The organism is Azospirillum canadense (assembly GCF_025961225.1).
GTDB classification, from domain to species: domain Bacteria; phylum Pseudomonadota; class Alphaproteobacteria; order Azospirillales; family Azospirillaceae; genus Azospirillum; species Azospirillum canadense.
The window spans coordinates 167,319-182,463 of record NZ_JAOQNG010000010.1; the positions used below are offsets into that span (position 1 = coordinate 167,319).

General features: G+C 69.1%; 17 protein-coding genes. 4 read left to right on the plus strand and 13 right to left on the minus strand.

Annotation, left to right across the window (positions count from 1 at the left end):
- Positions 1–118: 118 nt before the first annotated feature.
- From M2351_RS36460 to argH, 5 genes are all read right to left on the minus strand, one after another.
- The gene (locus tag M2351_RS36460) at positions 119–2,617 is read right to left on the minus strand and encodes a TIGR02302 family protein (RefSeq protein WP_264660875.1); all 2,499 of its coding nucleotides are present in this window, start codon (positions 2,615–2,617) and stop codon (positions 119–121) included.
- Between the two features lie 211 nt (positions 2,618–2,828).
- The gene (locus M2351_RS36465) at positions 2,829–3,248 is read right to left on the minus strand and encodes a bacteriohemerythrin (RefSeq protein WP_264660876.1); all 420 of its coding nucleotides are present in this window, start codon (positions 3,246–3,248) and stop codon (positions 2,829–2,831) included.
- A 119-nt stretch (positions 3,249–3,367) separates the two neighbouring features.
- On the minus strand, positions 3,368–4,633 hold the full coding sequence (gene lysA, locus M2351_RS36470; RefSeq protein ID WP_264660877.1) for a diaminopimelate decarboxylase: 1,266 nt from the start codon (positions 4,631–4,633) through the stop codon (positions 3,368–3,370).
- The gene (locus tag M2351_RS36475; protein WP_264660878.1) at positions 4,630–4,815 is read right to left on the minus strand and encodes a hypothetical protein; all 186 of its coding nucleotides are present in this window, start codon (positions 4,813–4,815) and stop codon (positions 4,630–4,632) included. The genes lysA and M2351_RS36475 overlap by 4 nt, the downstream gene beginning before the upstream one ends.
- Entirely contained in the window at positions 4,812–6,236 is a 1,425-nt protein-coding gene (gene argH / locus M2351_RS36480; protein ID WP_264660879.1) for an argininosuccinate lyase, read from the minus strand. The genes M2351_RS36475 and argH overlap by 4 nt, the downstream gene beginning before the upstream one ends.
- Positions 6,237–6,275: 39 nt before the next feature.
- Here argH and M2351_RS36485 point away from each other — a divergent pair, with 39 nt between their 5' ends.
- On the plus strand, positions 6,276–6,923 hold the full coding sequence (locus M2351_RS36485) for a TlpA family protein disulfide reductase (protein ID WP_264662408.1): 648 nt from the start codon (positions 6,276–6,278) through the stop codon (positions 6,921–6,923).
- Positions 6,924–7,072: 149 nt separating this feature from the next.
- On the opposite strand, the gene M2351_RS36490 is transcribed toward M2351_RS36485, so the two are convergent.
- From M2351_RS36490 to M2351_RS36515, 6 genes are all read right to left on the minus strand, one after another.
- On the minus strand, positions 7,073–7,633 hold the full coding sequence (locus tag M2351_RS36490; RefSeq protein WP_264660880.1) for a DUF4142 domain-containing protein: 561 nt from the start codon (positions 7,631–7,633) through the stop codon (positions 7,073–7,075).
- 146 nt (positions 7,634–7,779) lie between these two features.
- A complete protein-coding gene (locus M2351_RS36495) occupies positions 7,780–8,658 on the minus strand; it encodes a 3-hydroxybutyryl-CoA dehydrogenase (RefSeq protein WP_264660881.1) in 879 nt (292 codons plus the stop codon).
- A gap of 40 nt (positions 8,659–8,698) precedes the next feature.
- Complete coding sequence (locus tag M2351_RS36500) at positions 8,699–9,646, minus strand: electron transfer flavoprotein subunit alpha/FixB family protein (RefSeq protein ID WP_264660882.1); 948 nt, start codon at positions 9,644–9,646, stop codon at positions 8,699–8,701.
- A gap of 1 nt (position 9,647) precedes the next feature.
- Positions 9,648–10,412, minus strand: a complete 765-nt coding sequence (locus M2351_RS36505) for an electron transfer flavoprotein subunit beta/FixA family protein (protein WP_264660883.1) — start codon at positions 10,410–10,412, stop codon at positions 9,648–9,650.
- Between the two features lie 158 nt (positions 10,413–10,570).
- On the minus strand, positions 10,571–11,167 hold the full coding sequence (locus M2351_RS36510) for a cob(I)yrinic acid a,c-diamide adenosyltransferase (protein WP_264660884.1): 597 nt from the start codon (positions 11,165–11,167) through the stop codon (positions 10,571–10,573).
- A 20-nt stretch (positions 11,168–11,187) separates the two neighbouring features.
- Positions 11,188–11,382 (minus strand): twin transmembrane helix small protein, encoded by a 195-nt coding sequence (locus tag M2351_RS36515; RefSeq protein WP_264660885.1) that lies wholly within the window; start codon positions 11,380–11,382, stop codon positions 11,188–11,190.
- A gap of 145 nt (positions 11,383–11,527) precedes the next feature.
- Here M2351_RS36515 and M2351_RS36520 point away from each other — a divergent pair, with 145 nt between their 5' ends.
- Together M2351_RS36520 and M2351_RS36525 are read left to right on the plus strand one after the other, a co-directional pair.
- Complete coding sequence (locus M2351_RS36520) at positions 11,528–12,961, plus strand: GH1 family beta-glucosidase (RefSeq protein ID WP_264660886.1); 1,434 nt, start codon at positions 11,528–11,530, stop codon at positions 12,959–12,961.
- A gap of 7 nt (positions 12,962–12,968) precedes the next feature.
- On the plus strand, positions 12,969–13,379 hold the full coding sequence (locus M2351_RS36525; protein ID WP_264660887.1) for a hypothetical protein: 411 nt from the start codon (positions 12,969–12,971) through the stop codon (positions 13,377–13,379).
- Positions 13,380–13,396: 17 nt separating this feature from the next.
- On the opposite strand, the gene M2351_RS36530 is transcribed toward M2351_RS36525, so the two are convergent.
- A complete protein-coding gene (locus M2351_RS36530) occupies positions 13,397–13,657 on the minus strand; it encodes a hypothetical protein (RefSeq protein ID WP_264660888.1) in 261 nt (86 codons plus the stop codon).
- A 231-nt stretch (positions 13,658–13,888) separates the two neighbouring features.
- Here M2351_RS36530 and M2351_RS36535 point away from each other — a divergent pair, with 231 nt between their 5' ends.
- Positions 13,889–14,854, plus strand: coding sequence for a peptidoglycan-binding domain-containing protein (locus M2351_RS36535; protein ID WP_264660889.1), 966 nt, complete (start codon positions 13,889–13,891; stop codon positions 14,852–14,854).
- Between the two features lie 30 nt (positions 14,855–14,884).
- Here M2351_RS36535 and M2351_RS36540 read toward each other — a convergent pair whose 3' ends face one another.
- Positions 14,885–15,067, minus strand: coding sequence for a DUF1178 family protein (locus M2351_RS36540; RefSeq protein WP_264660890.1), 183 nt, complete (start codon positions 15,065–15,067; stop codon positions 14,885–14,887).
- Between the last annotated feature and the right edge of the window lie 78 nt (positions 15,068–15,145).

Here is a 15,145-nt window from a genome sequence, read left to right on the forward strand (position 1 = left end):
CACCACAGAGGCACAGAGACACGGAGCTTCTTTACACTCTGATCAAAGACCGGATGCCTTGCGTTCGGATCTCTCTGTGTCTCTGTGGTTGCATTCCACCAGACTGACGCTGACTGGATCAGAACTGCTTCAGCAGCCGGTCGATGTATTCGCGCTCCATCTGCGGGCGGTTGTACTGGCCGGAGCGTTTGCGGAGTTCGTCCAGGATCTCGCGGGCGCGCTGGAGTTCGGCCTCCTCCGGGATCTTCACGTCGTTGCCGTCGTAGTTGCCATAGCCGGACGGGCGGCGGCCGAGCGGGTCGCGGTTGCGGCCCTGGCGCTGCTGCTGGCCCTGCTGCTGCCCCATCATGCCCGGGCCGCCCTGCTGGCCCATCATCTGCTGCATCAGCTGCTCGGCGTAGGCCTGCATGCCCTGCTGAAGCTCGTCCATCGCCTGGGTCTGCGAGGGCACGGCGGAGCCCGGCTGGCCCTGCTGGAGCGACTGGCCGGCGTCGCGCATGGCGCGTTCGGCGCGGCCCAGCGGGCGGGGGATGTCGCCCTGCTGTTCGCCCATGCGGCGCATCAGCTCGCCCAGCTGGCGGCGCAGAGCCTCCTGCCGCTCGGCCTGCTGCTGCGACAGCGGGCTTCCGTTCCCTTGCTGGTTCTGGCCCTGCTGCCCCTGCTGGCCGGGCTGCTGGCGGTTCTGGCGACCGCGCGGGCCTTGTTGGCCCTGTTGGCCCATCTGGGGCTGGCCCTGCTGCTGCCCCATCTGGTCCTGCGACTGGCGGAAGGTCTGGTCGAGCAGTTGCTGCTGCTGCTGCGCCAAGTCCTGAAGCTCCTTCATCATCTGCCAAGCTTCGTTCTGGCCGCCCTGTTGCTGCTGCATCTGGGCCATGGCGCCGGAGCGCATGTTCTCCAGCATCTGCTGAAGCTGCGACAGCATCTGGCGTGCCGCGTCGCGGGACCCGGTTTCCGCCATCTGCCGCATTTGGTCCATCATCTGCTGCAGGTCCTGGCGGTCCATCATGCGGTCGGCCATTTCCGGCGGAATCATGGGGATCTGCTCACCGCGGGCCAGCGCCTCCCGCATCTGCTGCTCCATGGCCTCCATGAACTTGTCCATGGCCTGCTGAAGCTCGTCCATCAGCTGCTTCAGCTCCTGGTCGGTGGCGCCCTTCTCCAGCGCCTCCGACAGCTTGCGCTCGGCGTCGCGCAGGTCGCGCTCGGCCAGCGACAGGCCGCCGTCCTCGATGCGCAGGGCGGTCTCCCACAGCACCTGCTGCACCGCCGGGATCTGCTCCCCCTGCTCGTCCAGCATCAGCCGACCGACCGAGGTGCGCAGCGCCAGGAAGGCGACGATGTCGCCGCTGAACTGGCCGGGGCGCGACGACAGCTCCGCCAGGGCACGGGCGACCTCCACCCGCGACTCCTTGGGGCGCAGGGTCAGCTTCTTGCGCTCTTCGATGATCGCGCGGGCGACGGGGTGGTTGAACACCCGCTCCGGCAGGACCATCGCCACGTCCTCCGTGCTGCCGGTCTGGCCAGCGCCGTCCACGGCGGTCATCCGGACGGTGACGTTCAGGCCCGCCCAGGGGTGCGCCGTCAGGTCGTGGAAGCCGGCGTTGTGCGCGTCCTTCGGCCGGACGCCCGGCAGGGCCAACGGCAGCTCGATGGGCGTGCGGTCGAGGTTCGGGGCCTCGCCCTCCTGCAATGCCAGCTTGATGATGCCCTTGACCTCCGCGAGGCCGTAGTCGTCGTGCGCGGCGTAGTCGAGCCGCAGGGCGCCGCGCTCGGCCTTCGTCGGCGGGCTGTTGTAGGCGATGATCGGCGGCTGGTCGGGGATGACCTGCACCGCCCAGGAGCCCAGCGAGCGCGAACCCTGGCTGACGGCGATCTTCGTGCCGGCCTGGATCGGCTGCTGGATCTGGAAGGTCGAGGAGTCCACGCTCTCGAAGTCGGCGGTCTTGTCGCCGGCCTCCAGCGTCGGGGTGCCGCTGCCGCCGGTGACGCGGGCCAGCACGAGGCTGCCCTTCGGTACCGGGACGGGGTTGGGCAGGTTCGGGGTGTGGGCCGCGTTGGCCGATTTCAGGAAGATCGGCGGCAGGCCGGTGTATTCCGGCGGCGTCACCCAGAGGTCGAGCGCGGCGGTGGCCGTTCCGGATTCGCCCGTGAGGCGCGGGCTGAGGGCCGCGACCAGCCGCGGGGTCCAGTCGCCCCAGGTGGCGCCACCCGCCACGATCAGCACCAGAACCACCAAGGCGCGCAGCGCGTAGCGGTCGTGCGACGCGATGTCGGACAACGGCCAGGCGACGCGCAGCCGCCGCATGGCGGCGCGCACCCGCTCCTGGTGCAGGCGCCACAGCTCCGCCGCGACGGGGTCGTTGCCGGCGGACCGGTCGCGCAGGGTCTGGAGGGGGCGGTGGGGCAGGCCGCTGTCACGCTCCAGCCGCCGCCGCGCCGCCGGTTCGTCGGGGGCTTGGAAGCGGCGCAGGCCGCGCCACAGCGTCAAGCCGAAGGCAGCGGCGAACAGCAGCAACGCCAGCAGATGCAGCCAGCCGGGCAGCAGCGGCAGCAGGTTCAGGAGGGCGAGGGCCAGGAAGGTCCCGGCGATGGCCGCGGGAATCCAGACGGCCGGCAAGAGGGATTCCCACAGGAGCGCCGCGCGCGCCTGCCACAGGCGGAAACGCGGTTCCGGCCCGCGAGGCTCCTGTGGCTGCGGCTTCCGCAAAGGGAACCGGAATCCCTCGTTTTGGGGCCGCTCTTCGCTGTCGCTCATCCCGCACTCCCGTTCCGCCGCCGTCCCGTGGCCCTTGCACCGGCCGTAAGGGAGAGCGGCGGCCGGGGCGTCGTCAGGATATAGGCTCGGCCGCGGCGTTTTTCCCGGCCCGACCGTCAAGCCATTCACCGAACCACTTGTCCATGACCAAAATATGGCCGCACAGCCACATCTCGACATAGTTCTGGAGGAATTGCACCTCCTCCAGGTCGTGGTCGCCGGTGGTGGACTGCTTGCGCACGAAAGCGGCGAAGCCGTCGTGCATGGCGGTGTGCTTGGCCGCGTCGGGGTAGCCCGTCGCGCGCATCAGGCCTTCCTCGCGGCGGAAATGATAATCGCAGTAGTCGGCGAGGTCGCGCAGGAACCGGTTCACCGACTCCCGGGTTTCCCCGGCGGCGATCGCGGCGCTGAAGAGGTTGAACAGTTGGAACAGCCGCTGGTGGTCGGCGTCCACGGCGGCCTGCCCGATGGCGTAGGTCGCGTCCCAGTCCATGGCGGTCCCCGCTCCGGTTGTGAAGGGGGCATTGTACGCCGGGCCGGCGGGAAAAGGCAGGCGCGAATGCGCGCAGAGGGCGGCCCCGTCTTCCACCCGGGCGGAAGACGGGGCTTGGCTCAGGCCTTCAGCCAGTCGGGCACGCGCTCCGCGGCCAGCATTTCCTCAACGGAGGGGCGGGGGCGGATGACGGCGAAGTCGCTGCCGTTCACCAGCACCTCCGGCACCAGAGGACGGGTGTTGTAGGTGGAGGACATCACCGCGCCGTAGGCACCGGCCGACAGGAAGGCGACCAGGTCGTCCGCCCCCAGCGGTGGCAGCAGGCGCTGGAGCGCGAAGGTGTCGCCGCTTTCGCAGACCGGGCCGACCACGTCGAACGGCTCCTTGATGGCGGCCGGGTCCGGCTCGGTCACCGGGACGATGCCGTGATAGGCCTCGTAGAGCGCCGGGCGGATCAGGTCGTTCATCGCCGCATCGACGATGACGAAACGGCGGTGCAGGCCGGGCTTCACGAAGATCACGCTCGACACCAGGATGCCGGCGTTGCCGACCAGCGAGCGGCCGGGCTCGAGCGTGATGCGGCAGCCGAGATTGCCGGTGATCGACCGCACCATGGCGGCGTAGTCGGCCAGATCCGGCGGCGTCTCGTTCTTGTAGGTGATGCCCAGCCCGCCGCCGAGGTCGAGGCGCTGGATGTCGTGCCCGTCCTCGCGCAACACGTGGAGCAAGGCGGCCACACGCTCGTAGGCGGCGCGGAAGGGGGCGAGGTCGGTCAGCTGCGACCCGATGTGCACGGCGATGGCCACCGGCTTGATGCCGGGCAGCCGGGCTGCCTTGGCGTAGACCTCCCGCGCGTGGTCGTAGTCGATGCCGAACTTGTTCTCTTTTTTGCCGGTCGCGATCTTGGCGTGGGTCTTGGCGTCCACGTCCGGGTTCACGCGGAAGGCGATGGGGGCGACCACGCCCAGGCTGCTCGCCACCTCCGACAGCGCCTCCACCTCGGGGATGGATTCCACGTTGATCTGGTGGATGCCGGCCTCCAGCGCGGCGCGCATCTCGCCGCGCGTCTTGCCGACGCCGGAGAAGACGATGCGCTCCGGCGGAATGCCGCCGGCCAGCGCGCGCTGCATCTCGCCGCCCGACACCACGTCGGCCCCGGCACCCAGCCGCGCGAAGGTGCGGATGACCGCCAGGTTGGAGTTGGCCTTCACCGCGTAGCAGACGCCGGCGTCCTGGCCCGCGAAGGCCCCGGCGTAGGCGCTGTAGTGCGCCTCCAGCGCCGCGGTGGAGTAGCAGTAGAAGGGCGTGCCGACGGCCGCCGCGATGGCCGGCAGCGGCACGGATTCGGCGTGCAGCACACCGTTGCGGTAGGCGAAGGCGCTCATGGGAAACGGACTCCGGAGGACGGCTGGCTGGGCTTGGGATCAGTCTTGGGGTTCGGGTAACCCTGGGGGAAGCGGTCATTCTCGCGGCCCTGGGGCGCGTCGACGAAGCCCGGCTTCTTACCGCAGCCGGCGAGCGTCAGCGCGACCGCCGCGGTGGCGAGGATCAGCAGGGCGCGCTTCACAGGAAACGCTCCCGCGCCGCCTTCACAGCCTCGCGCACGCGGACGGGGGAGGCGCCGCCGAAGCTGCGCCGGCTGTCCAGCGACGCCTCGATGCTCAGCGCCGGGAAGACCGCTTGCGTGATGCGCGGCTCGACGGACTGAAGCTCCTCCAGCGTCAGGCCGGTCAGGCCGACGCGCTTGTCCTCCGCCAGCTTGACGGCGCGGCCGGTGACGTGGTGCGCCTCGCGGAAGGGCATGTTCAGCTCCCGCACCAGCCAGTCGGCGAGGTCGGTGGCGTTCAGGAAGCCGCGGTCGGTCGCCTCCTTCAGGGCCGGGACGTTGGGCTCCATGTCGCGGACCATGCCTTCCATGGCGGCGATGCACAGCGCCAGCGTGTCGTCGGCCTCGAAGACCGGTTCCTTGTCTTCCTGCATGTCCTTGGAATAGGCCAGCGGCAGGCCCTTCATGGCGACCAGCAGGCTGTTCAGGCTGCCGATCACCCGGCCGGCCTTGGCGCGCACCAGCTCCGCCGCGTCCGGGTTCTTCTTCTGCGGCATGATGGAGGAGCCGGTGGTGAAGGCGTCCGTTAGCCGGATGAAGCGGAACTGGGCGGAGCACCACAGCACGATCTCCTCCGCGAAGCGGGAGAGGTGCATGCCGCAGATGCTGGCGGCGGCCAGATACTCCAGCGCGAAGTCGCGGTCCGACACGGCGTCCAGCGAGTTCGCCGTCGGCCGGTCGAAGCCCAGCGCCTCCGCCGTCATGAAGCGGTCGATGGGGTGGGGCGTGCCGGCCAGCGCGGCGGAGCCCAGCGGGCACTCGTTCAGCCGGGCGCGGGCGTCGCGCAGCCGGCCGCGGTCGCGCCCGAACATCTCCACATAGGCCAGCAGGTGGTGGCCGAAGCTGATGGGCTGGGCGGCCTGCAGGTGGGTGAAGCCGGGCATCACCGTGTCGGTGTGCTTCTCCGCCAGATCAATGAGCGCTGTCTGGAGCGCCTTCAGCCCCTGGTCGGCGCGGTCGAGTGCGTCGCGCACCCACAGCTTGAAGTCGGTCGCCACCTGGTCGTTGCGCGACCGGCCGGTGTGCAGGCGCTTGGCCGGCTCGCCGATCAGCTCGGCCAGCCGCGCCTCCACATTCATGTGGATGTCCTCAAGCTCCACCTTGAAGGTGAAGGCTCCGGAGTCGATCTCTTCCTTCACGCGGTCGAGCCCGGTGCGGATCGCGTCGGCGTCGGCCTGGGAAATGATGCCCTGTTTCGCCAGCATGGCGGCGTGCGCCTTGGAGCCGGCGATGTCCTGGTCGGCAAGACGCTTGTCGAAGCCGATGGAAGCGTTGATCTTCTCCATGATGGCGGCGGGGCCGCGCGCGAAGCGGCCACCCCACATCTGGCTGGCGGCGGGGGCTGCGGAGGGGGCTGGCGGCTTTGGCTGTTCGGCGCTCATGATGGACAAGATCACGGTGGGAGGGCTTGGAGCGTGAGTATGCGGACTTTGGCGGCCACCGCAATCCTTTGTGTGAGTCTGGCGGGCGGCGGCCTGTGGGCAGCGCTGGCCGGACCCGCCGCCCCGCCGGTCACGGTGCTGGGCAAGGGGGATGGCGCGGAGCTTGGCGTGGTCATGGCCGGGTTGGATAAGTACCGCTCCGCCGAGAATCCCAAGCCGATTCCGTCGCTGTCCTTCGTGGACGGGGATGGGCGCCGGGTGGACCTATCGGAGTTCAAGGACAAGCTGGTCCTGCTGAACCTGTGGGCGACCTGGTGCGCGCCTTGCGTGAAGGAGATGCCAGCGCTCGACCGGTTGCAGGCGCAGCTGGGCGGCGAGGGCTTCCAGGTCGTCGCCTTGTCGGTGGACCGCGGCGGCAAGGACCAGGTGCAGCCCTTCTTCCAGCGGATCGGCGTGCGCAACCTGGGGCTCTACCTCGATCCGGGAAGCAGCAGCATGCAGGCGCTGTCCCTGCGCGGCCTGCCCACAACCCTGCTGGTCGACCAGGAAGGCCGCGAGCTTGGCCGTATCGAGGGCGCGGTGGAGTGGGACTCGCCGGAGGTCGTGGCCTTCCTGCGCAAGCATATGGGCCACGGCGGCGGCCCGGCGCGCGACACGCGGGGTGGGGTGCTGAAGACGGGGGGATGAGAGCGGCCTAGTTCCTTCTCCCCTCCGGGGAGAAGGTTAGGATGAGGGGGCGGCCGCAGGCCGGAAACGTCCACTCATTGCAGTGGTTTGACGCCCTTCGGGCGCCCCCTCACCCTACCCCTCTCCCCAGGGGGAGAGGGGGCAAAAAGCTATTCCGACGACCCCGACGTCGCCGGCGGCGCTTGGCTCTGTGGCGGCGCCGGGCGGTGGGACAGGTCGCGGGCGATGGCGCGGGCGTCCTCGAAGTGGGCGTGCAGCATCGGCAGGGTGTCGCGGGCGAAGTCGGCGGTCTCGCCGTCGCGTTCGGCCTGGGCTTCGAACAGCTTGATGGCGCGGGCGTGGGTTTCCTCCTCCGCGGCGATGTAGCGGCGGTCGAAGGCCTCCTCCGGAGTGTCGCGCAGGCTCGCCAGATGGGCGCGGGCGGCCGGGTTCAGCTCGCGTGGAATCGGGATGTCGTGGCGCTGGGCCATGTCGACGAGACGGTCGGCCACCGGGCCATGCTCGTCCACGACGCGGCGGGCGAAGCGGCGGACGGATTCGGTTTCCGCCCGGTCCTGCGCCAGCTTGCCGAGCGCGCGTTCCGCCATGCTGTCGGCCAGCGCCTCGCTGATGAAGTTCCGTTCCTGGCGGGAGAGCGGCAGCGGTTGCTGAGCCAGCGCCGCATGCCCCAGGGACACCAGAAGCACCGCCGAGATGAGGGCACGCCGCATCGTCCGTTCTCCCGCCTGAAGAATGGGTCTTGCCGGGACGAACAGAGCGGGGGCTCGGCGGTTCCGCAAAGAAAAACCCGCCCTGGCTTCCCAGGGCGGGTTTTTCTTTGTCAGCCCTTGCGGACCAACCCTCAGCGGGTCGGGCCTCAGCGAGTCGGGACGGGCGGGTTCTTGGAGTAGTCGTAGAAGCCGCGACCGACCTTGCGGCCGACCCAGCCGGCCTCGACGTACTTCACCAGCAGCGGGCAGGGGCGGTACTTGCTGTCGGCCAAGCCTTCGTAGAGGACCTGCATGACCGCCAGACAGGTGTCCAGGCCGATGAAGTCGGCCAGCTCCAGCGGGCCCATCGGGTGGTTGGCGCCCAGCTTCAGCGCGGTGTCGATGGCCGACACGCCGCCCACGCCCTCATAGAGGGTGTAGACCGCCTCGTTGATCATCGGCAGCAAGATGCGGTTGACGATGAAGGCCGGGAAATCCTCGGCCACCGCCGCCGTCTTGCCGATGTTGGCGGTCAGCTCGGCGACGGCGGCGAAGGTCGCCTCGTCGGTCGCGATGCCGCGGATCAGCTCGACGAGCTGCATCACCGGCACCGGGTTCATGAAGTGCATGCCCATGAACTTCGACGGCCGGTCGGTCGAGGCCGCGAGGCGGGTGATCGAGATCGACGAGGTGTTCGTCGCGATCAGCGCCTCGGGCTTCAGGTTGGGGACCAGCTTCTTGAAGATCTCGCGCTTCAGCGCCTCGTTCTCCGTCGCCGCCTCGACGACGAGGTCGGCGTCACCGAAGACCGACAGGTCGGAGCCGGTGGAAATGCGGGCCAGCGCGGCGTCCCTGTCGGCCTCCGTCAGCTTCCCCTTCTGGACCTGACGGTCCATGTTCTTGGAGATGCCGGCGACCGACTTCTGCAGGATCTCCGGGCTGATGTCGGAGATGATGACCTCGTAACCCGCCTGGGCGCAGACGTGGGCAATGCCACTGCCCATCTGGCCGGCACCAATCACGCCAATCTTCTTGATCGTGGACATGTGAGCTTCCCCGCGAGTGGTTGGTGGGACTTGGACCGGCTTACGCCTTGCCGAGCGCGTCGGTCAGCTCCGGCACCGCCTTGAAGAGGTCGGCGACCAGACCATAGTCCGCCACTTGGAAGATGGGCGCTTCCTCATCCTTGTTGATTGCGACGATGACCTTGCTGTCCTTCATGCCGGCGAGGTGCTGGATGGCCCCCGAGATGCCGACGGCGATGTACAGCTCCGGCGCCACGATCTTGCCGGTTTGCCCGACCTGGTAGTCGTTGGGAACGAAGCCCGCGTCGACCGCCGCGCGGCTGGCGCCGACCGCGGCGCCGAGCTTGTCGGCCAGGGCTTCCAGCAGCTTGAAGTTCTCACCCGACTGCATGCCGCGGCCGCCCGAGACGACGATCTTGGCCTGCGTCAGCTCCGGACGCTCCGACTTCGTCAGCTCCTGGCCGACGAACTTGGCGGAACCGGCATCGCCCGTCCCGGCCACGCTCTCAACGGCGGCCGAACCGCCGGTCGCCGCCGCCTCAAAGGCGGTGGTGCGGACCGTGATCACCTTGATGGCGTCCGAGGACTGCACCGTGGCGATCGCGTTGCCGGCGTAGATCGGCCGCTCGAAGGTGTCGGCGGAGACCACCCCGGTGATGTCGGAGATCGCCGCCACGTCGAGCAGGGCCGCCACGCGCGGCAGAAGGTTCTTGCCCTCCGACGTCGCCGCGGCCAGCACGTGCCCGTAGCTCTTGGCGAGGCCGACGACCAGCGGGGCGAGGTTCTCCGGCAGGGCGTGCGCGTAGGCCGCGTCGTCGGCCAGCAGCACCTTGGAGACGCCGGTCACCTTGGCGGCGGCATCGGCAACGGCCTGGGCCCCCTGGCCGGCGACCAGCAGGTGGATGTCGCCCCCAAGAGAGTTTGCAATCTTGGCAGCGGCGGTGACCGCGTTCAGCGTGGCGGGCTTCAGCGCGGCGTTGTCGTGTTCGGCAATGACGAGAATGGCCATGTCAGATCACCCGCGCATCGTTCTTCAGCTTGTCGACCAGGGCGGCGACATCCGCCACCTTCACGCCGGCCTTGCGTTTGGCGGGCTCGGCCACCTTCAGCGTCTTCAGCCGGGGCGCCACGTCCACGCCGAGCGCGTCGGGCGTCAGCGTGTCGATCGGCTTCTTCTTGGCCTTCATGATGTTGGGCAGCGAAGCGTAGCGCGGCTCGTTCAGGCGCAGGTCGGCGGTGACCACGGCCGGGAGCTTCAGCTCCACCGTCTCGAGGCCGCCGTCGATCTCGCGGGTGACGGTCACCGCGCCCTCGCCGGGCACGACCTTGGAGGCGAAGGTGCCCTGCGGCCAGCCGAGCAGTGCGGCGAGCATCTGGCCGGTCTGGTTGCAGTCGTCGTCGATCGCCTGCTTGCCCAGGATGACCAGCCCAGAACCATTTTGATTCAGGCCTTCCTTGTCGACCAGCGCCTTCAGCACCTTGGCGACGGCCAGCGGCTGGGTTTCGGCGTCGGTCTGCACCAGGATGCCACGGTCGGCGCCCATGGCGAGCGCGGTGCGCAGCGTCTCCTGCGCGGCGGTCGGGCCGACGGTGACCACGATGACCTCGGTGGCCTTGCCGGCTTCCTTCAGGCGTACGGCCTCTTCGACGGCGATCTCGTCGAAGGGGTTCATGCTCATCTTCACGTTGGCGGTCTCAACGCCCGAGCCGTCCGCCTTCACGCGGATCTTGACGTTGTAATCGACCACCCGCTTGACCGGGACGAGGACCTTCATATCCCACCCTTTTCTTCAATTTTCCTGGCGCGCCTTCAGGCCGAGCGCCGAATCGGGCAGCTGTGACAGCGCTGCGACCATAGGATTTGTGCTATTGGCTGTCAACGCCGCCCGCGCCGCAGGTGCGAAGGCCTCAACGTCGCGGACAGCATTTCGGATCAACGGTTTGCGCCCGGAACCCACAGCACGTCGCCGGCCCCGTTGCCGTTGACCGCACGGCTCAGCACGAACAGGTGATCGGACAGGCGGTTGACGTATTTGACCGCGGCGGGGTTCACCGGCTCCTGGCCCGCCAGTTCGGTGATGTGCCGTTCGGCGCGGCGCACCACGGTGCGGGCCAGATGCAGGTGCGCCGCCGCCGGCGAGCCGCCGGGCAGGATGAAGGAGGTGAGGGGGGCGAGATCCGCGTTCATCGCGTCGATCTCCGCCTCCAGCCGGTCCACCTGCGACTCCAGGACGCGGAGCGGCGGGTATTTGGGGTCCGGCTCCTCCGGCGTGCAGAGGTCGGCGCCCAGGTCGAACAGATCGTTTTGGATGCGCGCCAGCATGGCGTCGACGTCGGGCAAGGAGGCCGGCAGGGCCGCGGTGTGCAGGCCCTGTGTATGGAGTCTGGCCAGCCCGATCACCGCGTTGGCCTCGTCCACGGTGCCATAGGCGGCGACGCGCAGGTCGTGCTTGGGCACGCGGGACCCGTCGCCCAGCGACGTCTCCCCCTTGTCGCCGCCGCGGGTGTAGATTCGGGTCAGTTTTACCATGGAGCGGTCCGGCCGAGTCCCTAGGCTTGGGTCAGGATGGCGAGCAGGAACAGAACCAGCGCCACGCCCTGGAGCGCGACGCGAAGCCGCATCGCCTTGTTCGACTTGCGCGAATCGCCTTGGCCGCCCCGCGCCATGAAGAACAGCCCGACGAACAGAGAGGCGACGACGGCGCCGAGCGCGAGGATCAGGAGGATGGCGACGATTCCGTTCATCCCACCAATATAGCGCGGCGGGTGGCCGCCGCCTATCCCGGCGACGCGTGCCCCGGCTACACGGGCGCCTCCATCACATGGTTGCGTCTTCCCGCGTCCTCCTTACATTGACGCGGATAAGCGTGAGCGAGGAAGGAATCGGCGAATGCGGCGGCGGAGTTTCCTGAAGGCGGCGGCGGTGGCCGGACTGGCGTCCGCGGCCGGCGTGCGGCCGGTGCCGGCGCTGGCCCAAGGGCAGACGGTGACGGAATTCCCGAAGGGGTTCCTGTGGGGCTGCTCCACCTCCTCCTACCAGATCGAGGGGGCGGTGACCACGGACGGGCGCGGCCCCAGCGTGTGGGACACCTTCAGCCACGCCTACGGCAAAGTGGCGGACGGCGACACCGGGGACGTCGCCTGCGACCACTACAACCGCTACGCCGAGGATGTGGAGCTGATGGCCCGCGCCGGCATGCGCGCCTATCGGTTCTCGGTGGCGTGGCCGCGCGTCCAGCCGTCGGGCACGGGGGCGCCGAACGCCAAGGGGCTGGACTTCTACGACCGGCTGACCGACGCGCTGCTGGCCAAGGGGATCGAGCCCTGGCCCTGCCTGTTCCACTGGGATCTGCCCCAGGCGCTCCAGGACAAGGGAGGCTGGACCAATCGGGACATCGCGGGATGGTTCGCCGACTACGCGCAGATCGTCGCGGGGCACATCGGTGACCGCGCCAAGCACTGGTGCATGCTGAACGAGCCCTCCGTCGTCGCGATCTTCGGGCATGGGCTGGGCGTGCATGCGCCGGGGATGACCGGCAAGGCCAACTACTTCAAGGCGATCCACCACCAGAACCTGGCGCAGGGCACGGCGCTGAAGGCGCTGCGTGCCGCTGGTGGAGGAAAGGGGTGGCAGCTGGGCACGGTGCTGTCGCTCCAGCCGGTCTGGCCGGTCGGCGGGCTGGACGCCAACTACCAGGCGTCGCTGATGTGGGACGCGGCGTGGAACCGTGCCTGCCTCGACCCACTGATGAGGGGTGAGTACCCGGAGCTGCTGCGCGACGGCTTCGCCCCGCTGGTCAAGGCGGGCGACCTGGAGACGATCCGCCAGCCCATCGACTTCCTGGGCCTCAACTACTACAGCCGCACGCACCAGCAGCCCGATCCCGGCGGGCTGTTCGGCACCGGCTACGGCTCCGCGCCGGAGGGCACCCGCCGCACCGGCATGGAATGGCCGGTCGAGCCCGACGGGCTGGCCGAGATCCTGAGCGAGCTTCAGCAGGAATACGGCAACCCGCCCGTCTATGTGGCGGAGAACGGCGCCGACTATCCCGACAGCGTCGGCCCGCAGGGCAAGGTCGAGGACGGCGACCGCATCGGCTTCATCCGCGACCACCTGCTGTTCGCCCGCAAGGCGATCGACGAGGGCGCGAACCTGAAGGGCTGGTTCGTGTGGACCCTGCTCGACAACTTCGAATGGGCGGAGGGCTACCGGCGGCATTTCGGGCTGGTCCAGGTGGACCGCCAGACCATGAAGCGCACGCCGAAGGCCAGCTACCACTGGTACGCCGACGTGATCCGCAAGAACGGTGTCCCGTCGGTGTAGTGGCCGCATGGCGCCCCACCCGCACCCTCAACCCACCCGCTTCGCCATCCAGAAGGCGCGCGGCAAGGGCTGGAAGACGCTGGAGGTCGGCGAGGACCTGGACCACGCCCGCGCTCGCTTCGAATTGATGGTGCGGGTCAACCCGCGGGCCTATTTCCGCCTGATCCAGTTGGACCACAACGCCGGGGCGGACTTCGAGGGGCTGGAGTTCAACTGGACGCTGATCGAGCTTTACGATCCCACCCGAAAGGCCGGGAAGGGCGGCCGGGTCAAGCCGGCGCCGAAGCCGGCCCGCGCCGCCACGCGGCGGGCGGCGGAAAAGGTGCCGCTGCCGCTGCGATTCTACGTGACGGTGATATTGATCGGGTCGCTGATCGGGGTGCTGCTGTACGTGCGCTTCGGGGCGCCCCCGCATTAAACGGGCGCACTGAACGCTCAGTCGTCGGCGGAATAGCCCTTGCGACGCATGCACTGCGCGAAGATTTGCTTGCGGTACTTGAACTGCGGCGTCTCCGGCAAGGGACGATAGGGATAGCCGCGCAGCCGCATGGTGGTGTCCACCTGGTCCGTGCATTCGTCGAAGGCGGCGGTGGCGGTGTTCTCCGTCGCCGTCCATTCGCGGTAGGTCGGGGTGCTCCCACAGGCGACGAGCGTCAGGGTGCCGCCCAGCAGAACTGCAAACCTCAGCGTCGCCATGGCCCGGCCTCCTGTCCCGCCTCCTGCCCCGATGGCATCAAATTACCACGATTTTGTCCGCGCGAAGGTTAACGGAAGAGGAATATGCGCAATCCCATGGGATGATTCGGATGCGGTATTCTGGAGCAGACGCAACGCAGGCGCACAAAAATCGCGCCCGGAAATCCGCCGCAATCTGGTAACACTAATTCGCATTGGCGATTTGGTTCGGTTGGACGGACGGAGGAAGGCATGTCGGGTGGTTCGCATCGCGCGCGCCGCGCGGAGTTGCAGCGCGCACGCCGCGCGGTCGCGCTGGCGGTTGTGGTGCCGGTTCTCGCGGGTGGAGTGCTGGGGGCAGTGCCGGCTCTGGCGCAGTCGACCGCCGACATCCAATGGGCGCAGACCATCCTGAAGGAGAAGGGCTACGACATCGGCGGCCGTGCCAACGGCACGATGCACCCGGAAACCAAGTCGGCGCTGTCCAAGTACCAGGCCGCGCACGGGCTGCCGGCGACCGGCCAGCTCGACAAGGCGACCGTCGACAAGATGATGGGCGAGCGGCAGGGCAAGGCGGCGCCGACCGTCGGCAATCTCGCCCAGCAGAAGATCGGCGGCGGCGGGCCGGGCCAAGCCCCGCGGGAGCCGCAGCGCGAGGTCGTGCCGCGCGCCGCCCCGACGCAGCGAATCGACAGCGGCAACGGTGAGTTCGCCGGCGGCGCCCAGTTCAGCGCCGGCCCGCCCGCCACCAGCAGCCATTCCAGCAGCAGCGCCCCGAGCGGCACCCAGAACAGTGGTGGCGCCGTGTCCTCCGGCGGTGCCCCGTCGAGCAGCGCGTCCACCAGCAGCGCGTCCACCAGCAGCGCGTCGCAGGGTCCTGTCCCGCAGGCAGCGCCACGCGCCAGCGTGTCCGCCACGACTCCGTCCGGCCAACCGGCCCCAGTGGTCGAGCCGCCGGCCGACAGCGGATCCCTGCTGCCGGCCTGGGCGACCAACAGCCTGCGTCACATCGTGATGGGCGTGCTCGCCCTGACTGTGGGCGGCATCGGCTTCGGCTGGTGGCGCAGCGGCCGGGCCTCCTCGGCCCCGAAGAACGCGCCGCGGGACGAGGCGCCGCGCGACGTCCGCCGCGAACCGAGCTTCGGCGGCAAGCGCCGGGAGGAGCTGACCACCGGATCCCTGCCGCCCCTGACCAGCGGCGGGCGCGGGCGGCGTTAGGCCGCCCTCCGCTCACGGGATTTTAGACTCTCACGCCATCTGCGACATCGGGCACATGGCGTTGCCGCAGCCGGCCGGGTTGCAGGCCGGCATCGGGGCGGGCGCCGACGGCGCCTTGCCGACCCGCGGGGCCATGATGGCCTTCGACACCTCGGCCCCGCCGCAGGACGGGCAGGCGAGGCCGGAGGCCTTCTTGGCGTCGTAGTCGGCCATGTTCTCGAAGTATGCGCGACAGAAAGTTAAAAAGCGCAGTTGCATCAACACCTTGGTAGCGCCTTTGGGGCAGTCGAT